Origin of the sequence: Undibacter mobilis (assembly GCF_003367195.1) — a bacterium.
Taxonomy (GTDB): Bacteria; Pseudomonadota; Alphaproteobacteria; order Rhizobiales; family Xanthobacteraceae; genus Pseudolabrys; species Pseudolabrys mobilis.
In genome coordinates this window covers 270304-288238 of record NZ_QRGO01000003.1, presented here as the reverse complement: position 1 = coordinate 288238, position 17935 = coordinate 270304, and the positions used below count along the sequence as shown (strand labels likewise).

The following is a 17935-nucleotide window of genomic DNA, read 5'->3' as shown; positions in this document are numbered from 1 at the left end:
CGGGCCATGGATACTCTCACCACGCTCGATAATCTCGGTGCTTCGATCAGGGCCGCGCTTCCCGGCGCCGTCACCGGCCATGAGATCGCCTTCGGCGAACTCAACGTCACCGCCAATGCCGCCGACATCGTCAAGGTGGCGACATATCTGCGCGATGACCCGTCCTGCCAGTTCGTCTGCATCATCGACGTGACGGCCGTCGATTACCCGGGCCGCGACAAGCGCTTCGACGTCGTCTACCACTTTCTGTCGCCGCGCCTGAATCAGCGCATCCGCGTCAAGGTGACAACGGACGAGGCGACGCCGGTTCCGTCGCTGATCGAGGTGTTCCGCGGCGCGGATTGGTTCGAGCGCGAGACCTACGACCTGTACGGCGTGCTGTTCACCGGTCATCCCGACATGCGTCGCATCCTCACCGATTACGGTTTCGAGGGTCATCCGCTGCGCAAGGACTTCCCGATGACGGGTTTTGTCGAGGTGCGATACGACGACGAGCAAAAGCGCGTCGTCTACGACAAAGTGAAGCTCAATCAGGAATTCCGGTCGTTCGATTTTCTCTCGCCGTGGGAGGGCACCGACTATGTGCTGCCGGGCGACGAAAAGGCGAAAGAGCCGGGCCAGGGCAACAAGCTCACTGGTGAGCCTGAAAAGAAGGCGACGCCGTAATGGCCGAAACCTCCGTTCGCAATTTCACGATCAATTTCGGACCGCAGCATCCGGCTGCGCACGGCGTGCTGCGTCTGGTGCTGGAGCTTGACGGCGAAGTCGTCGACCGCGTCGATCCGCATATCGGTCTCTTGCATCGCGGCACCGAGAAGCTGATCGAAGCCAAGACCTATCTGCAGGCGATCCCGTATTTCGACCGGCTCGATTATGTCGCGCCGATGAATCAGGAGCATGCTTTCTGCCTCGCGGTGGAGAAACTGCTCGGACTGCAGGTGCCCAAGCGCGCCCAATTGATCCGCGTACTCTATTCGGAAATCGGCCGCATCCTGTCGCATCTCCTCAACGTCACCACGCAGGCGATGGACGTCGGCGCGCTGACCCCGCCGCTATGGGGTTTTGAAGAGCGCGAGAAGCTGATGGTGTTCTACGAACGCGCCTCCGGCTCGCGCATGCACGCGGCGTATTTCCGCGTCGGCGGCGTGCATCAGGACCTGCCGCGTCAGCTTGTCGACGACATTTATAACTGGTGCGATCCGTTCCTGAAGGTGGTCGACGACCTCGATACGCTGCTCACCGGAAATCGCATCTTCAAGCAGCGCAATGTCGATATTGCGATTGTTAAGCTCGAGGACGCCTGGAATTGGGGCTATTCGGGCGTGATGGTGCGCGGTTCGGGCGCGGCCTGGGACTTGCGCAAGTCGCAGCCTTACGAGTGCTACAGCGAACTCGACTTCGATATTCCGGTTGGCAAGAATGGCGACTGCTACGACCGCTATCTCATCCGCATGGAAGAGATGCGCCAGTCGGCCAAGATCATGAAGCAGTGTTGCGACAAGCTGCGCACCGCCGAAGGGCAGGGCCCGGTTTCGGCCGTCGACCAGAAGATCGTGCCGCCCAAGCGCGGCGAGATGAAGAAGTCGATGGAAGCGCTGATCCATCACTTCAAACTTTATACCGAAGGCTTCCACGTGCCCGCGGGCGAAGTCTACGCTGCGGTCGAGGCACCCAAGGGTGAGTTCGGCGTCTATCTGGTCGCCGATGGCACCAACAAGCCGTACAAGTGCAAGATCCGTGCGCCGGGCTTTGCCCACCTGCAGTCGATGGACTGGCTGTGCAAGGGCCACCTGCTGGCCGACGTGTCCGCCATTCTCGGCTCCATCGATATTGTGTTCGGGGAAGTTGATCGATGAGCGTCCGCCGCACCGCGCCCGCAGCCGTTCAGCCCAAGGAATTCGCCTTTACGGCGGAGAACCTTGCCTGGGCGAAGACGATCATCGCGCGCTTCCCGGAAGGCCGTCAGGCCTCGGCCGTCATCCAGTTGATGTGGCGCGCGCAGGAGCAGCATCACGGCTGGCTGCCCGAGGCTGCGATCCGATACATCGCCGATATGCTCGGCATGGAGCACATCCGCGCCATGGAAGTGGCGACGTTCTACACGATGTTCCTCCTGCAGCCGGTCGGCAAGAAGGCGCATATCCAGGTGTGCGGCACGACGCCGTGCCGTCTGCGCGGCGCCGACGATCTGTTTCATGTCTGCAAGAACCGCATTGCACATGAACCATTTGAAGTGTCGGCGGACGGTAATTTCTCGTGGGAAGAGGTCGAGTGCCTCGGCGCCTGCGTGAACGCGCCGATGGCGCTGATCTGGAAAGACACCTACGAGGATCTCACACCGGAGAGCCTTGAGAAGATCATCGACGGTTTTGCCGCCGGCAAGCCGCCGAAGCCGGGTCCGCAGAACGGCCGTCAGTTCTCGGCGCCGGAAGGTGGTCCGACCACGCTGACCGATGCGGCGATCTACGCCTCCAAACCGCAGAACAGCGGCGCGGCGCTGACCGACAACGATGCCAAGAAGCCAAGTGTGGCCGCGAGCAATCGCGAGTCGCCTGAGCCCAAGGCGCCGTTGTCGAAAGCGAGCGCCGACAAGAAGCCGAAACCGAACTGAAGATCGCCAGAGAAAGCACATGCTCGCTGACAAGGATCGCATCTTCAAGAATCTTTACGGCTTTCATGATTGGGGCCTGAAGGGCGCGCGCGCGCGTGGCTCTTGGGACGGCACCAAGGCGATCATCGAGAAGGGCCGCGACGGCATCATCAATGAGATGAAGGCGTCCGGACTGCGCGGACGCGGCGGCGCCGGCTTCCCGACCGGGCTGAAGTGGTCTTTCATGCCAAAGGAGATCGGCGAGCGTCCGCACTATCTCGTCGTCAATGCCGACGAGTCCGAGCCCGGCACGTGCAAGGACCGCGAGATCATGCGGCACGATCCGCATCTGCTGGTCGAAGGCTGCCTGATCGCCGGCTTCGCCATGGGCGCCCATGCCGGCTACATCTATGTGCGCGGCGAGTTCATCCGCGAGCGCGAGCATCTGCAGGCTGCGATCGATCAGGCCTACGAGGCCAAGCTGATCGGCAAGAACAACATTCACGGCTGGGACTTCGACCTCTACGTCGCCCACGGCGCCGGCGCTTACATCTGCGGTGAAGAAACCGCGCTGCTCGAAAGCCTCGAAGGCAAGAAGGGCCAGCCGCGTCTTAAGCCGCCGTTCCCGGCCAATGTCGGCCTCTACGGCTGCCCGACCACGGTGAATAACGTGGAGTCGATCGCGGTTGCGCCGGATATCCTGCGCCGCGGCGCGGCGTGGTTCTCCTCGATCGGCAACCCGAACAATGTCGGCACCAAGCTGTTCTGCATTTCCGGTCACGTGAACAAGCCCTGCAACGTCGAAGAGGCGATGGGCATTCCGTTTCGGGAACTGATTGAGAAGCATTGCGGCGGCATTCGCGGTGGCTGGGACAATCTCAAGGCGGTGATCCCCGGCGGCTCGTCGGTGCGCATGGTGCCGGCCGCGCAGATCATCGACACGCCGATGGAATTCGACTCGTTGTCGAAGCTGCGCTCGGGCCTCGGCACCGCTGCTGTGATCGTGATGGATAAGTCGACCGACCTCATCAAGGCGATTGCGCGCATCTCGTATTTCTACAAGCACGAGAGCTGCGGCCAGTGCACGCCGTGCCGCGAGGGCACCGGCTGGATGTGGCGCGTGATGACGCGCATGGCCGAAGGCCGCGCGCAGAAGCGCGAGATCGACATGCTGCTCGAAGTGTCAAAGCAGATTGAAGGCCACACCATTTGCGCGCTCGGCGATGCCGCGGCTTGGCCAATCCAGGGCCTGATCGCGCATTTCCGTCATGAGATCGAAGAGCGGATCGACCAGTATTCGGCCAATCCGCATTCTGAACCTGTCATGGTCGCGGCGGAGTAGGGCGATGAGGATCGACGGTCAGAAATTGCGTCTCGCGGCTACGAAAAGCGACATCTCGGGTTCGCTGTTCGACGACGTCAATTTGTCCGGCGCGACCTACGAGAACGTCAACATGTCCGGCAGCCGTTTTCACAACATCAATCTCGCCGGCTGCAGGTTCGAAGATGCCTGCATGTCCGGATGGACCATATCTGACGTGAATCTGTCCGGCCTGCGCATCGACAATGTGAATCTTGTGGGCGCTTCGATCGCCAATAGCCGCATGGCTGGCATGACCATTGATGGCATCGAGGTGACGGAATTGCTGTCGTGCTGGCACGAACACCATCCGGCCGCTGAGGTGAAGACGGCATGAGCAGCGCCTGCCACCTCGCCCAGTTCAACATCGCGCGGATCAAGTATCCGCTCGACGATCCGCGCATGGCGGAGTTCGTCGGCAATGTTGCGCGGGTGAACGCGCTGGCGGACAAATTGCCGGGTTTTGTTTGGCGGCTGCAGGACGAGAGCGGGCACGCGATGGACATGCGCGTCTATGACGATGCGGCCGTTCTGCCGAATCTGTCGGTGTGGGAAGACGCCGAGGCGCTGGAACGCTTCGTGTTCAAGACCGTGCATGCGCGCTTTTTCGACAAGCGCGCAACATGGTTCGAACAGCCGGAGCCGACTTTGGTGATGTGGCATATCGCTGCCGGTCATCGCCCGACTCTGAACGAGGGCGTCGAGCGGCTCGATTATCTCAAGGCGCATGGCCCGAGCGACCATGCTTTCGGCTGGGATCATCTCCCGGCCGCGCAACACTGGAAAATGGCGCGCATTGGCGCGACGACGTACCCGAGCGAGCACGCGGCAAGATATTCGGCAAGGCTGAACTAAAATGACCAAAGTCGTTATCGACGGACAGGAAATCGACGTCCCGCCGGAATACACGCTGCTCCAGGCGTGCGAAGCGGCGGGTGCGGAAATTCCGCGTTTCTGCTTCCACGAACGGCTGTCGATCGCCGGCAATTGCCGCATGTGCCTCATCGAGGTGAAGGGCGGTCCGCCGAAGCCGGTCGCCTCCTGCGCCCAGAACGTCCGCGACCTGCGTCCCGGCCCCAATGGTGAGCCGCCGCAGATGTTCACCAAGTCGCCGATGGTGAAGAAGGCGCGCGAAGGCGTGATGGAGTTTCTGCTGATCAACCATCCGCTCGATTGCCCGATCTGCGATCAGGGCGGCGAGTGCGATCTGCAGGATCAGGCGATGGCCTACGGTGTCGATCACACGCGCTATCACGAGAATAAGCGCGCCGTGGAAGACAAGTATATCGGCGCGCTGGTCAAGACCTCGATGAACCGCTGCATCCAGTGCACGCGCTGCATCCGCTTCTCTGCGGAAGTCGCGGGCGTGTCGGAACTGGGCGCCATCGGCCGCGGCGAAGATATGGAGATCACGACTTATCTCGAAGCCGCGATGACCTCCGAGCTGCAGTCGAATGTCGTCGATCTGTGCCCGGTTGGCGCACTGACCTCGAAGCCTTACGCCTTTGCCGCGCGGCCGTGGGAATTGTCGAAGACGCCGTCGGTTGACGTCATGGACGCGCTTGGCTCGGCCATCCGCGTCGATGCGCGCGGCCGCGAAGTGATGCGCATCCTGCCGCGTACCAATGACGACATCAACGAAGAGTGGATTTCCGACAAGACGCGCCATGTCGTCGATGGCCTGCGCACGCAGCGCCTCGATCAGCCATACGTGCGCGAGAACGGTCGCCTGCGTCCGGCGACCTGGAAGGAAGCCTTCGCGACCATCGCGGCCAAGATGCGCGGCGCCTCGCCGTCGCGTGTCGGCGCGCTCGCCGGCCAATTGGCTGCGGTCGAAGACATGTTTGCGCTCAAGGGTATGATGACGACGCTCGGCGTCAAGAATATTGACGCGCGTTACCCGGGTTCGCCGCTGCATCCCAAGCACGGCCGCGGCAGCTACATCTTCAACTCGACGATTGCCGGCATCGAGCAGGCCGACGCGATCATGCTGATCGGCACCAACCCGCGTAAGGAAGCGCCGGTGCTGAACGCGCGCATCCGCAAGCGCTGGCGTCAGGGCAATCTGCTGGTCGGCCTTGTCGGCGAGCAGGCCGACCTGACCTATACCTACAACTATCTCGGCGCCGGGCCGGACAGCCTGGCTCAGTTTGTTGATCATGCGCCGGCCAAGGCGCAGAAACCGATGTTCATTGTCGGCCAGGGCGCGCTGAACCGCGCCGATGGCGCGGCGATCCTCGCGCAACTGGCGAAGGCGGCCAAGTCGCTCGGCGTCATCAAGGACGGCTGGAACGGCTTCAACATCCTGCACACCGAAGCAAGCCTCGTCGGCGCGCTCGATATCGGCTTCGTGCCGGGCGAGGGCGGCCTCGACACCGGTGCGATGCTGAAGGCCAATGCGCTCGACGTCCTGTTCCTGCTTGGCGTGGACGAAGTCGATGTCCCTGCCGGCGCCTTCGTCGTCTATGTCGGCACTCACGGCGATCGTGGCGCGCACCGCGCCGACGTCATCCTGCCCGGCGCGGCCTACACCGAAAAGTCGGCGACCTACGTCAACACGGAAGGCCGCGTGCAGCTGGCGACCCGCGCCGCGTTCCCGCCGGGCGATGCCCGTGAGGACTGGGCGATCCTGCGCGCGCTGTCGGAAGCGCTCGGCGCCAAGCTGCCTTATGACTCGCTGCCGGGGTTGCGCCAGGCGCTGTATGCCGCGCATCCGCATCTGGCCCGTATCGACCAGATCGCACCGGGCGCCGCGGCCGACGTTGAAAAGCTCTCGTCGCTCGGCGGCACGGTGGAGAAGTCCGCGTTGGTGTCGCCGGTTTCGGACTTCTATTTCACCAATCCGATCGCGCGCGCATCAGCCGTGATGGCCGAGTGCTCGGCGCTTGCCAAGGCGGCGGCGCAAAAGCTGACGCTGACGGCGGCGGAATAGGGGAGCGAAGATGGATTTCTTCTGGACCACGCTCTGGCCGCTGATCATCATCCTGGCGCAGTCGCTGCTGCTGCTGGTGCTGCTGCTCGTCGGCATCGCCTACATCCTGCTGGCCGACCGCAAGATCTGGGCGGCGGTGCAGATGCGCCGTGGCCCGAACGTCGTCGGCCCGTGGGGGCTGCTGCAGTCCTTCGCCGATCTTCTGAAGTTCATTGTCAAGGAGCCGGTGATTCCGGCCGGCTCGAACAAGGGCGTGTTCCTCTTGGCGCCGCTGGTCACCTGCGTGCTGGCGCTGGCCGGCTGGGCGGTGATCCCGGTCAATCTTGGTTGGGCGATCGCCGACATCAATGTCGGCGTGCTGTACATCTTCGCGATTTCCTCGCTTGGCGTGTACGGCATCATCATGGCCGGCTGGGCGTCGAACTCGAAATATCCGTTTCTCGCCGCGCTGCGCTCGGCGGCGCAGATGGTGTCCTACGAAGTCTCGATCGGTTTCGTCATCATCACCGTGCTGCTGTGCGCCGGCTCCCTCAACCTGACCAAGATCGTGGAAGCGCAGAACGGTCCTTACGGCCTGCTGTCGTGGTATTGGCTGCCGCTGTTCCCGATGTTCGTCATCTTCTTCATATCGGCGCTGGCGGAAACCAACCGTCCGCCGTTCGATCTCGTCGAAGCGGAATCCGAACTGGTCGCCGGCTTCATGGTCGAATACGGCTCATCGCCCTACATGATGTTCATGCTCGGCGAATACGTGGCCATCGCCACGATGTGCGCCATGGGCACCATCCTGTTCCTTGGCGGCTGGCTGCCGCCGGTGCCATACGCGCCGTTCACCTGGGTACCGGGCGTCATCTGGTTCGTGCTCAAGGCGCTGTTCCTGTTCTTCGGCTTTGCCATGGCGAAGGCGATCGTGCCGCGCTACCGCTACGACCAGTTGATGCGTCTGGGCTGGAAAGTGTTTCTGCCGCTGTCGCTGGCGATGGTCGTGATCGTCGCCGGCTTCCTGCAGTACGGCCATTTGGCCAAAGCTGCGATCAAGTGAGGGCGCGATGAGACTCGTCGGCGCAGCCAAAGCACTGTTTCTCTGGGAATTCGTCGTCGGCACCGTGCTGGCGATGCGCTACTTTTTTGCGCCCAAGGCGACGCTGAATTATCCTTTCGAGAAGGGACCCATTTCGCCGCGCTTCCGAGGCGAGCATGCGCTGCGCCGCTATCCGAACGGCGAGGAGCGCTGCATTGCCTGCAAGCTGTGCGAGGCGATTTGCCCCGCGCAGGCCATCACCATCGAGGCCGGCCCGCGCCGCAACGACGGCACCCGCCGCACCACGCGTTACGACATCGATATGGTGAAGTGCATCTATTGCGGCCTGTGCCAGGAGGCCTGCCCGGTGGATGCCATTGTCGAAGGTCCGAACTTCGAGTTCGCCACCGAGACCCGAGAAGAGCTGTACTACGACAAGGCGCGCCTGCTCGCCAACGGCGACCGCTGGGAACGCGAGATCGCCAAGAACATCGCGCTCGACGCGCCTTATAGGTAAGCCCGATGACCGCCGCCGCCGTCTTCTTTTATCTCTTTGCCTGCGTTCTGGTCGCGAGCGCCTTCATGGTGATCGCGTCGAAGAACCCGGTGCATTCGGTGCTCTATCTCATTCTGGCCTTCGTCAATGCGTCGGGCCTGTTCGTGATGATGGGTGCCGAATTTCTGGCGATGATCCTGGTCGTCGTCTATGTCGGCGCGGTCGCGGTGCTATTCCTGTTCGTCGTCATGATGCTCGACGTCGATTTCGCCGAGCTCAAGCAAGGTGTGCTGCAGTATCTGCCGGTTGGCATGGTGATCGGCGGCATCTTCCTTGCCGAGATTCTGCTGGTGGTCGGCACCTGGGCGATTGCGCCTGCGACCAAAGGTGCGATCACCGCGCCGATTCCGACCAACGTGACGAACACCGAGGCGATCGGCCTCGTGCTCTACACGAAGTATGTCTACTTCTTCCAGATTTCGGGGCTGATCCTGCTGGTCGCCATGATCGGCGCCATCGTGCTGACCCTGCGCCACAAGGAGCGCGTCAAGCGCCAGTCCATCGCCGATCAGGTCGCGCGCACGCCGGCCATGGCGATGAAGGTCGTCAAGGTCAAAACCGGGCAGGGGCTGGGCTCCAACGAAATCTCGAGCAAGGATGCGGGGAGCGCGGCATGACCATTGGGCTAGGTCACTATCTGTCGGTTGCCGCGATCCTGTTTACGCTCGGCATCTTCGGCATCTTCTTGAACCGCAAGAACGTCATCATCATCCTGATGTCGATCGAACTGATCCTGTTGTCGGTCAACATCAACCTTGTGGCGTTTTCGACGCATCTGGGCGACATCACCGGGCAGATTTTCGCGTTGCTGGTGCTCACTGTCGCCGCGGCCGAAGCCGCCATCGGCCTTGCCATTCTCGTCGTCTTCTTCCGCAACCGCGGCACCATCGCGGTTGAGGACATCAATATGATGAAGGGCTGAGCCTCCTCATGTATCAGGCTATTGTCTTTCTTCCGCTGCTCGGGGCCATTCTCGCCGGCCTGATCGCGCTTCTTGGCGCGCGCGCCCGTTTCCCCGGCGAAGCACCGCCGCCCGGTGATGAAGAGGGCGTGTCGTCGTCGACCCATCACGCGCATGCGCACGACCACGGGCACGGCGCCCACGGTCACGGCGATCATGGTCACGACGATCATGGTCATGGCCCGGTCGAACCGGCCGCGGCCGGCTCGCGCACGGCCGAACTGATCACCACGACGCTGCTGATGGTCTCTGCGATCCTGTCCTGGATCGCGCTGGTCCAGGTCGGATTCAACGGCCCGGACGTCCGCATTCCGATCATGGACTGGGTGGTGTCCGGCAATCTGCGCATCGAATGGGCGCTGCGCATCGACACGCTCACCGCTGTGATGCTGGTCGTCGTCAACACGGTGTCGGCGCTCGTGCATCTCTACTCGATCGGCTACATGCACGAAGAGCCTTACCGCCCGCGCTTCTTCGGCTACCTGTCGCTATTCACCTTCGCCATGCTGATGCTGGTGACCGCCGACAACCTGGTGCAGATGTTCTTCGGCTGGGAAGGCGTGGGTCTCGCCAGCTACCTGCTGATCGGCTTCTGGTATTACAAGCCTGAAGCCAATGCAGCGGCCATCAAGGCCTTTGTCGTCAATCGCGTCGGCGATTTCGGCTTCGCGCTCGGCATCTTCGCGCTGTTCGCTCTGACCGGGGCGGTCGACTTCGACACCATCTTTGCCCAGGCGCCGACGCTGACCGGCAAGATGATCAACTTCTTCGGCTGGCAGGCCGATGCGATGACCTTGATCTGCCTGTTCCTGTTCATGGGCGCGATGGGCAAGTCGGCGCAGTTCCTGCTGCACACCTGGCTACCGGATGCCATGGAAGGCCCGACGCCGGTTTCCGCGCTCATTCACGCTGCGACCATGGTGACCGCCGGTGTGTTCATGGTGGCGCGCCTGTCGCCTTTGTTCGAACTGGCGCCGAACGCGCAGACGTTTGTCACGTTCATCGGCGCCACCACGGCCATCTTTGCCGCCACGATCGGACTCGTTCAGAACGACATCAAGCGCATCGTCGCCTATTCGACCTGTTCGCAGCTCGGTTACATGTTCGTTGCGATGGGCTCAGGCGCCTATTCGATCGGCATGTTCCACCTGTTCACGCATGCCTTCTTCAAGGCGCTGCTGTTCTTGGGTGCCGGCTCGGTCATCCACGCGATGCACCATGAGCAGGATATCCGCAACATGGGCGGGCTCAAGGATCGCATCCCGTTCACCTATGTCGTGATGCTGATCGGCACGCTGGCGCTGACAGGCTTCCCGTTGACGGCCGGCTACTTCTCCAAGGACGCCATCATCGAATCCGCCTTCGTCGCCAAGAACCCGATGGCGCTCTATGCCTTCGTCTGCACCGTCACCGCGGCGCTCCTGACCTCGTTCTACTCATGGCGTCTGGTATTCAAGACCTTCCACGGCAAGCCGCATGACGTGAAGCACTGGAAGGAAGCGCACGAGAGCCCGATGGTGATGTTGATCCCGCTCGCCGTGCTGGCGGCGGGTTCGTTCCTCGCCGGCCTGCCGTTCAAGGAAATTTTCGCCGGCCACGGCGTCGAGCATTTCTTCCGTGAATCGCTCAAGTTCGGGCCGAACAATCACATCCTTGAGGAAATCCATCACATCCCGATGCACATCGCGCTGTTGCCGACGGTGATGATGGTCATCGGCTTCGCGATTGCCTGGCAGTTCTATATCCGCCGTCCGGATATCCCGGTCGAACTCGCGCGGCAGCACGAGGCGCTCTACAAGTTCCTGCTCAACAAGTGGTACTTCGACGAGCTGTACGATTTCATCTTCGTCCGTCCGGCCAAATGGCTAGGTCGCTCGCTGTGGAAGAAGGGTGATGGCTGGCTCATCGACGGCTTTGGCCCCGATGGCGTCTCGGCCCGCGTGCTTGACGTGACGCGCAACGTGGTGCGGCTGCAGAGCGGCTACCTTTACCACTACGCTTTCGCCATGCTGATCGGCGCGGCGCTGTTCATCACCTGGTTCATGTTCTCGGCGGGAGTGCACTGAGATGGCTTGGCCTGTGCTCTCCGTCGTCACCTTCTTGCCGATCCTCGGCGCGCTGCTCGTGCTGATCATGGCGCGCGGCAACGGACCGATTGCCAAGGGCACCGCGCGCTGGATCGCGCTGTGGACCACGTCGATCACCTTCGCAGTGTCGCTGGTGCTGGTGCGCCGCTTCGATCCGTCGTCGCCGGAGTTCCAGTTCACCGAGAAGCACGACTGGCTCGGGGTCGCTTCCTATCACATGGGCGTCGACGGCATTTCGCTGCCGTTTATCATCCTGACCACGGCGCTGATGCCGATCTGTATTCTCGCGAGCTGGACCTCGGTGCAGCGCCGGGTGAAGGAATACATGATCGCCTTCCTGGTTCTGGAGGCGCTGATGATCGGCACCTTCGCCGCGCTCGATCTGGTGCTGTTCTATTTGTTCTTCGAAGGCGGCCTGATCCCGATGTTCCTGATTATCGGCATCTGGGGCGGTCCGCGTCGCGTCTATGCCAGCTTCAAGTTCTTCCTCTACACTTTCGCCGGCTCGGTGCTGATGCTGCTCGCCATCATGGCGATGTACTGGCAGGCGGGCACGACCGATATCCCGACGCTGCTCCGCCACGGCTTCCCGGCGGGGATGCAATACTGGGCCTGGCTGGCGTTCTTTGCCTCTTTTGCGGTGAAAATGCCGATGTGGCCGGTCCACACCTGGCTGCCGGACGCTCACGTCGAGGCCCCAACCGCAGGCTCTGTCATTCTGGCGGCGATCCTCCTGAAGATGGGCGGCTACGGCTTCCTGCGCTTCTCGCTGCCGATGTTTCCGATCGCGAGCGACTACTTCGCGCCGCTGGTCTGGACCATGTCGGTCATCGCCATCGTCTACACCTCGCTGGTGGCGCTGATGCAGGAGGATATCAAGAAGCTGATCGCTTACTCCTCCGTCGCGCATATGGGCTACGTCACCATGGGCATCTTCGCCGCGACCCATCAGGGCGTGTCCGGCGCGGTGTTCCAGATGATCTCGCACGGCATCGTCTCCGGCGCTCTGTTCCTCTGCGTCGGCGTTATCTACGACCGCATGCACACCCGCGAGATCGCGTTCTACGGTGGTCTTGCGCACCGCATGCCGGTGTTCGCTTTCGTCTTCATGCTGTTCACCATGGCCAATGTCGGCCTGCCGGGCACCTCCGGTTTCGTCGGTGAATTCCTGACGCTGATCGGCACCTTCAAGGTCAACATTCCGGTCGCGACCTTCGCCACCATCGGCGTCATTCTGTCGGCGGCCTATGCGCTGTGGCTGTACCGGAAGATTGCCTTCGGCACGCTCAAGCCGGCGGTCGAGGGCATCCGCGACATGGGCCTGCGCGAAGCGTTGATTTTTGCGCCGCTGGTCGTACTGACCATCCTGTTCGGCGTTGCGCCGAAGCCTGTGCTCGACATGTCGTCGGCCTCGATCGCGCATTTGCTCGACGGCTACGGCAAGGCAGTGAAGACGGCCAAAGAAGAGGGCAGCAAGGCGGCGGCCGCGGCCGATGCGCGCCTTGAGGCCAGCGTTACCCCGGTGAGCGCCACGCGATGAATACCTTGACCTCGATAAACGCGCTGCAGCCGATCTTCCCGGAGATCGTGCTGGCGATCGGCGCCATGGCGCTGCTGATGCTGTCGGTGTTCGTCGGCGAGCGCTCGGCGCGCTTCGTCAATACCCTGTGTATCCTGCTGCTGATCGGCATCGGCGCGCTGATCGTCTGGCTGCCGGCCGGCCGCGTCACCTTGTTCGACGGCAGCTTCGTCGTCGACGACTTCGCGCGCTTCCTCAAGCTGCTGACGCTGGCCGGCTCCGCCGGCACGCTGATCCTGTCGCTGGACTATCTCACCAAAGAGAACCTGCAGAAGGCCGAATACGGCGTGCTGGTGCTGCTCGCCACGCTCGGCATGTTGGTGCTCATTTCGGCCAACGACCTGATCGCGCTTTATCTCGGCCTCGAGCTGATGAGCCTGCCGCTTTACGTCATCGCTTCGTCGAACCGCGACAACGCCAAATCGACCGAAGCGGGCCTCAAATATTTTGTGCTCGGTGCGCTGTCGTCCGGCATGCTGCTGTACGGCGCGTCGCTGATCTACGGCTTCACCGGCACCGTGAACTTCGCCGGTATCGCCAAAGCGGCGCAGGGCGGTGCGGGCACCGGGCTGATCTTCGGCATCGTGTTCCTGTTCGCCGGCTTCTGCTTCAAGATCTCGGCCGTGCCGTTCCACATGTGGACGCCGGACGTCTATGAGGGCGCGCCGACGCCGGTCACGGCGTTCTTCGCCGCAGCGCCAAAGGTTGCCGGCATCGCCATCTTCGTCCGCGCCACCATCGTTGCGTTTCCGGGTGTCACCCATTCCTGGCAGCAGATTGTCGTCTTCGTCGCCATCGCCTCGATGGCGCTCGGCGCTTTCGCTGCGATCGGCCAGAAGAACATCAAACGCCTGATGGCCTATTCGTCGATCGGCCATATGGGTTTTGCACTGGTCGGTCTTGCCGCCGGCACCGCCGAAGGCGTGCAGGGCGTGCTGATCTACATGACGATCTATGTCGGCATGACGCTCGGCACCTTCGCCTGCATCCTGTCGATGCGCCGCGACGGAGTGATGGTCGAGAATATCAGCGACCTGTCGGGCCTGTCGCGCACCAAGCCGACAATGGCTTTCATGCTGGCGATGCTGCTGTTTTCGCTCGCCGGCGTCCCGCCGCTCGCCGGCTTCTTCGGCAAGTTCTATGTCTTCCTTGCCGCCGTGAATGCCGGGCTGTTCACGCTCGCCGTGCTTGGGGTGCTGTCGAGCGTGGTGGGCGCATTCTACTATCTCGCCATCGTCAAGGTGATGTATTTCGACCAGCCGGCGCCGGCGTTCCAGCGCATACCGGTTCTGGTCGGGCTGATGCTCGCCGTGTTCGGTACGCTGAACATTGTCTTCTTCCTGTATCCCGCGCCGCTCATCGGCGCAGCAACGGCGGCGGCCAAATCGCTATTCTAGTGCGCGTATGACGCGCAGCGCGTGATCCTGAAATCGGATAAGACCACGCGCCGCTAACGAGATGAACCGCGAAGCCACGGACCTGGCGGGGGTCCGGCACATAGCTTTTGACAGTCTCGGCTCGACCAATGCCGAAGCGCTGGTGCGTGCGCGTACCGGCGAGCGCGGCCCGTTGTGGATCACCGCCGCGCAGCAGGAAATCGGTCGCGGCCGCCGCGGCAAGGAATGGGCCTCGCCAGTCGGCAATCTCTATTCGTCATTGCTGCTGACCGATCCCGCACCGCAGGCCATTGCCGCGCAACTGTCTTTCGTCGCCGCGCTGGCGCTGCATGACGCCGTTGCCGACCGCGCGCCGCACCTTGGACCATTGCTCACGGTGAAATGGCCCAATGACGTTCTGCTCGGTGGCGCCAAGATCGCGGGTATCCTGATCGAGGCCGAGAGCGGGCCGCCCTTCGCCGCCGTTATCGGCATGGGCGTCAACTGCGCCAGTCATCCGGCGGACACACCTTATCCGGCGACCGATCTGCGGACGGCGGGTGCGAATGTCATGCCGGAAATGCTGTTGCGCGCGCTGGCCGCGGCGATGCAGGCGCGGCTGGCGCAATGGGACCGCGGGCAAGGCTTTGCCGCGATCCGCAGCGCCTGGCTCAAGCGTGCCGCAGGTCTCGGGCAGGACATCAGGGTGCGCTTGCCGGAGCGGGAGTTCTCGGGAGTTTTCGACGGGCTGGACGAACAGGGCCGGCTTCTGGTGCGGAGCGAGGATGGCACCACCGCCGTCACCGCCGGTGAAGTATTTGGATTTGGACAAGCATGAACAACAACAGCAGCAATCGCACCGACCTCGTTTACGCGCCGCTTGGCGGCGTCGGTGAAATCGGCATGAACCTGTCGGTCTATGGCCTCGGCAATGACCACAAACGGACGTGGCTGGCGGTCGATCTTGGCGTCTCCTTTGCGCAGGAAGAACACTTGCCGGGTGTCGATCTGATCCTGCCGGATATCGGTTTCCTTGTCTCGGAGCGCAAGAATCTCGCCGGCATCGTTATCACCCACGCCCACGAGGACCACTTCGGCGCGCTGCTCGATCTGTGGCCGAAGCTGAAGGTGCCGGTCTATGCCACGCCGTTCACCGCGGCGCTGCTTGAATCGAAGCGCGCCGGCGAGGCGGGCGTGCCGGAAATTCCGGTGACCATCGTCCGTCCCGGCGATCGCTTCAATGTCGGCACCTTCGACATCGAGATGGTGGCGATGGCGCATTCGATCCCGGAGGCGACTGCGCTCATTATCCGCACGCCGGCCGGCACGGTGCTGCACACCGGTGACTGGAAGATCGACAAGACGCCGATGCTGGGGCCCGGTACTGACGAGGCCAGACTGCGGGCGCTTGGCGAGGAAGGTTGCCTTGCCGTGGTCGGCGATTCGACCAACGCGGTCCGTGACGGCATCTCGCCGTCGGAATCCGACGTCGAAAAAACCATCGCCGGTCTGATCAAAAATGCCAAGGGGCGGGTCGCCGTCACCACCTTTGCGTCCAACGTCGAGCGGCTTCGCAGTGTGGCGCTGGCGGCGGATGCAGCCGGTCGCGAGGTGGTCGTCGTCGGCCGTGCTATGGACCGTGTCGTCGCCATCTCGCGTGAACTCGGCCTGCTCGACGGTGTGAAGGCTTTCCGCTCGGTCGATGCCTATGGCTATCTGCCGCCGGACAAGGTGGTGGCGTTGTGCACCGGCAGCCAGGGCGAACCGCGCGCGGCGCTGGCGCGCATCGCCGAGGACCAGCACCCGGATGTCACCTTGTCGCGCGGCGACACCGTGATTTTTTCGGCGCGTACCATTCCCGGCAACGAGAAAGAGGTCGGCCGCATTATCAACGGTCTGATTGATCAGGGCATCGAGGTCATCACTGACCGCACCCATATGGTCCACGTTTCCGGCCATCCGCGCCGCGGTGAAGTCGAGCAGTTGCTCACTTGGGTGAAGCCGAAGATCCTCATTCCCGTCCATGGCGAGGCGCTGCATCTGTCCGAGCACGCCAAGCTCGGCCGCGCGCTGGGCATTCCCGAGGTCGTGCAGTGCCGCAACGGCGATCTGGTGCGGCTGGTCGAAGGCAAGGCCGCCATCATCGACGAGGTGCCGGCAGGCCGCACTTATAAAGATGGTTATCTGCTGGTGCAGGCGGATGCCCGCACCATCGCGGATCGCAAGCGGCTGGCTTTCGGCGGGGCCATTTCTGTCGCGCTGGCGCTGACCGAGCGCGGCGAGCTTGCCGCCGACCCGGAATTCGACATGATCGGCATTCCGGAGCGCGATGCCGGCGGCGAACTGATGCACGACATCGTGTTGGATGCGATCGAGACGACCTACGAAACCCTGCCGCGCAAGCGCCGCGGCGATCCGGACGCGTTGGCGGAGGCCGTTCGGCGCGCCGTGCGCTCAACGGTGTCGCAGCGCTGGGGCAAGAAGCCCATGTGCCATGTCCATGTGCTCGTCGTATGATGAATTCTGCCGGCCCCAAGTGAGAGGTAGGGAAGTGCCATGATCGGTCGTCTCAATCACGTTGCCATCGCCGTGCGCGATATCGCCAAGGCTTCCGCGGTCTATCGCGACACGCTCGGCGCCGACGTCACGGACAAGGTGGCGCAGCCGGACCACGGCGTCTTCACCGTGTTCATCAATCTGCCGAACACCAAGATCGAGCTGCTCGAGCCGATGAGCGAGGGATCGCCGATCGCCAAATTTCTCGACAAGAATCCGGACGGCGGCATTCATCACGTCTGTTACGAGGTCGATGACATCATCGCCGCCCGCGACAAGCTGAAGATTCAGGGCGCGCGCGTGCTCGGCGACGGCGAGCCAAAGATCGGCGCGCATGGCAAGCCGGTGCTGTTCCTGCATCCGAAGGATTTCTGCGGAACGCTGGTCGAGCTCGAGCAGGCCTGAAATTTGAAGTACCCGCGCAAGGAGCGGCCATGACCGTTACCACCATCATCGCGATCTACGTCCTCGTCTGGTGGGTGACGTTCTTCGCCGTTCTGCCCTTCGGCGTGCGCAGCCAGCACGAAAGCGGCGATTTCATCGAAGGCACCGATCCCGGCGCACCCGCCATTCATCGCGTCTGGATCAAGGTGCTCTATACGACCGTGATCTCGGCGGCGATTTTCGCGGCGATGTACTTTGCGTATGTCTACGACCTGCTGCCGCTCGAATTCCTCAAGCGAATCTCGCAGCCGCCGGTGTCGTGAGGGGCGTGCTCGGCGCCATTCGCGCCGGGCAAAAAAAAGAGCAGGGCTCCGTGCCCTGCTCGTCGTTGTATCTGTCTCTCAACCCCGAGCCTTATGCGGCTTTTTGATCGGGGCGGCTGCGCTTTCCGCGCCGGAGACTTTCCTCCCAAGACTTGGACCGTTTGTCGGAACGCCGGTCTTGCTGCCGGATATCCTGCCTCGCGGTAACAA

At 62.7% G+C, this 17935-nt stretch carries 18 protein-coding genes; all 18 read left to right on the top strand.

Features of this window, described 5'->3' with window-relative positions; translation table 11 throughout:
• Positions 1-6 precede the first annotated feature (6 nt).
• The 18 genes from DXH78_RS18795 (at position 7) to DXH78_RS18710 (ending at position 17725) form a co-directional block, all read left to right on the top strand.
• Positions 7-666: an NADH-quinone oxidoreductase subunit C gene (locus DXH78_RS18795; RefSeq protein ID WP_115518797.1), complete on the top strand. Its 660-nt coding sequence runs from the start codon at positions 7-9 to the stop codon at positions 664-666.
• Positions 666-1856 (top strand): NADH-quinone oxidoreductase subunit D, encoded by a 1191-nt coding sequence (locus tag DXH78_RS18790; protein WP_115518796.1) that lies wholly within the window; start codon positions 666-668, stop codon positions 1854-1856. The genes DXH78_RS18795 and DXH78_RS18790 overlap by 1 nt, the downstream gene beginning before the upstream one ends.
• Positions 1853-2611 (top strand): NADH-quinone oxidoreductase subunit NuoE, encoded by a 759-nt coding sequence (nuoE, locus tag DXH78_RS18785; RefSeq protein WP_115518795.1) that lies wholly within the window; start codon positions 1853-1855, stop codon positions 2609-2611. Before DXH78_RS18790 ends, nuoE begins: the two co-directional genes overlap by 4 nt.
• Positions 2612-2630: 19 nt before the next feature.
• On the top strand, positions 2631-3932 hold the full coding sequence (nuoF, locus tag DXH78_RS18780; protein WP_115518794.1) for an NADH-quinone oxidoreductase subunit NuoF: 1302 nt from the start codon (positions 2631-2633) through the stop codon (positions 3930-3932).
• Positions 3933-3936: 4 nt separating this feature from the next.
• Positions 3937-4287 (top strand): pentapeptide repeat-containing protein, encoded by a 351-nt coding sequence (locus DXH78_RS18775; RefSeq protein WP_115518793.1) that lies wholly within the window; start codon positions 3937-3939, stop codon positions 4285-4287.
• On the top strand, positions 4284-4805 hold the full coding sequence (locus DXH78_RS18770) for a DUF3291 domain-containing protein (protein ID WP_115518792.1): 522 nt from the start codon (positions 4284-4286) through the stop codon (positions 4803-4805). Before DXH78_RS18775 ends, DXH78_RS18770 begins: the two co-directional genes overlap by 4 nt.
• 1 nt (position 4806) lies before the next feature.
• A complete protein-coding gene (nuoG, locus tag DXH78_RS18765) occupies positions 4807-6882 on the top strand; it encodes an NADH-quinone oxidoreductase subunit NuoG (RefSeq protein ID WP_115518791.1) in 2076 nt (691 codons plus the stop codon).
• A 10-nt stretch (positions 6883-6892) separates the two neighbouring features.
• Positions 6893-7924: an NADH-quinone oxidoreductase subunit NuoH gene (nuoH, locus tag DXH78_RS18760; RefSeq protein WP_115518790.1), complete on the top strand. Its 1032-nt coding sequence runs from the start codon at positions 6893-6895 to the stop codon at positions 7922-7924.
• 7 nt (positions 7925-7931) lie between these two features.
• Entirely contained in the window at positions 7932-8420 is a 489-nt protein-coding gene (gene nuoI, locus DXH78_RS18755; RefSeq protein ID WP_115518789.1) for an NADH-quinone oxidoreductase subunit NuoI, read from the top strand.
• Positions 8421-8425: 5 nt separating this feature from the next.
• Positions 8426-9076: an NADH-quinone oxidoreductase subunit J gene (locus DXH78_RS18750; protein ID WP_115518788.1), complete on the top strand. Its 651-nt coding sequence runs from the start codon at positions 8426-8428 to the stop codon at positions 9074-9076.
• Entirely contained in the window at positions 9073-9381 is a 309-nt protein-coding gene (nuoK, locus tag DXH78_RS18745) for an NADH-quinone oxidoreductase subunit NuoK (protein WP_115518787.1), read from the top strand. The genes DXH78_RS18750 and nuoK overlap by 4 nt, the downstream gene beginning before the upstream one ends.
• An 8-nt stretch (positions 9382-9389) precedes the next feature.
• Entirely contained in the window at positions 9390-11486 is a 2097-nt protein-coding gene (gene nuoL / locus DXH78_RS18740; RefSeq protein WP_115518786.1) for an NADH-quinone oxidoreductase subunit L, read from the top strand.
• 1 nt (position 11487) lies between these two features.
• Entirely contained in the window at positions 11488-13047 is a 1560-nt protein-coding gene (locus DXH78_RS18735; RefSeq protein WP_115518785.1) for an NADH-quinone oxidoreductase subunit M, read from the top strand.
• Complete coding sequence (nuoN, locus tag DXH78_RS18730; RefSeq protein ID WP_115518784.1) at positions 13044-14483, top strand: NADH-quinone oxidoreductase subunit NuoN; 1440 nt, start codon at positions 13044-13046, stop codon at positions 14481-14483. Before DXH78_RS18735 ends, nuoN begins: the two co-directional genes overlap by 4 nt.
• 61 nt (positions 14484-14544) lie before the next feature.
• Complete coding sequence (locus DXH78_RS18725) at positions 14545-15300, top strand: biotin--[acetyl-CoA-carboxylase] ligase (protein WP_115518783.1); 756 nt, start codon at positions 14545-14547, stop codon at positions 15298-15300.
• Positions 15297-16979 carry a ribonuclease J gene (locus DXH78_RS18720; RefSeq protein ID WP_115518782.1) on the top strand — a complete coding sequence of 561 codons (1683 nt, stop codon included), beginning with the start codon at positions 15297-15299 and terminating at the stop codon, positions 16977-16979. The genes DXH78_RS18725 and DXH78_RS18720 overlap by 4 nt, the downstream gene beginning before the upstream one ends.
• Before the next feature lie 39 nt (positions 16980-17018).
• Complete coding sequence (gene mce, locus DXH78_RS18715; RefSeq protein WP_115518781.1) at positions 17019-17423, top strand: methylmalonyl-CoA epimerase; 405 nt, start codon at positions 17019-17021, stop codon at positions 17421-17423.
• A gap of 29 nt (positions 17424-17452) precedes the next feature.
• On the top strand, positions 17453-17725 hold the full coding sequence (locus DXH78_RS18710; RefSeq protein ID WP_115518780.1) for a DUF1467 family protein: 273 nt from the start codon (positions 17453-17455) through the stop codon (positions 17723-17725).
• Positions 17726-17935: the final 210 nt, after the last annotated feature.

Bases quoted from the DNA above. Each gene is read 5' to 3' on its own strand.
- DXH78_RS18795 (WP_115518797.1), top strand. From the start codon at position 7: ATGGATACTCTCACCACGCTCGATAATCTCGGTGCTTCGATCAGGGCC.
- DXH78_RS18790 (WP_115518796.1), top strand. From the start codon at position 666: ATGGCCGAAACCTCCGTTCGCAATTTCACGATCAATTTCGGACCGCAG.
- nuoE (WP_115518795.1), top strand. From the start codon at position 1,853: ATGAGCGTCCGCCGCACCGCGCCCGCAGCCGTTCAGCCCAAGGAATTC.
- nuoF (WP_115518794.1), top strand. From the start codon at position 2,631: ATGCTCGCTGACAAGGATCGCATCTTCAAGAATCTTTACGGCTTTCAT.
- DXH78_RS18775 (WP_115518793.1), top strand. From the start codon at position 3,937: ATGAGGATCGACGGTCAGAAATTGCGTCTCGCGGCTACGAAAAGCGAC.
- DXH78_RS18770 (WP_115518792.1), top strand. From the start codon at position 4,284: ATGAGCAGCGCCTGCCACCTCGCCCAGTTCAACATCGCGCGGATCAAG.
- nuoG (WP_115518791.1), top strand. From the start codon at position 4,807: ATGACCAAAGTCGTTATCGACGGACAGGAAATCGACGTCCCGCCGGAA.
- nuoH (WP_115518790.1), top strand. From the start codon at position 6,893: ATGGATTTCTTCTGGACCACGCTCTGGCCGCTGATCATCATCCTGGCG.
- nuoI (WP_115518789.1), top strand. From the start codon at position 7,932: ATGAGACTCGTCGGCGCAGCCAAAGCACTGTTTCTCTGGGAATTCGTC.
- DXH78_RS18750 (WP_115518788.1), top strand. From the start codon at position 8,426: ATGACCGCCGCCGCCGTCTTCTTTTATCTCTTTGCCTGCGTTCTGGTC.
- nuoK (WP_115518787.1), top strand. From the start codon at position 9,073: ATGACCATTGGGCTAGGTCACTATCTGTCGGTTGCCGCGATCCTGTTT.
- nuoL (WP_115518786.1), top strand. From the start codon at position 9,390: ATGTATCAGGCTATTGTCTTTCTTCCGCTGCTCGGGGCCATTCTCGCC.
- DXH78_RS18735 (WP_115518785.1), top strand. From the start codon at position 11,488: ATGGCTTGGCCTGTGCTCTCCGTCGTCACCTTCTTGCCGATCCTCGGC.
- nuoN (WP_115518784.1), top strand. From the start codon at position 13,044: ATGAATACCTTGACCTCGATAAACGCGCTGCAGCCGATCTTCCCGGAG.
- DXH78_RS18725 (WP_115518783.1), top strand. From the start codon at position 14,545: ATGAACCGCGAAGCCACGGACCTGGCGGGGGTCCGGCACATAGCTTTT.
- DXH78_RS18720 (WP_115518782.1), top strand. From the start codon at position 15,297: ATGAACAACAACAGCAGCAATCGCACCGACCTCGTTTACGCGCCGCTT.
- mce (WP_115518781.1), top strand. From the start codon at position 17,019: ATGATCGGTCGTCTCAATCACGTTGCCATCGCCGTGCGCGATATCGCC.
- DXH78_RS18710 (WP_115518780.1), top strand. From the start codon at position 17,453: ATGACCGTTACCACCATCATCGCGATCTACGTCCTCGTCTGGTGGGTG.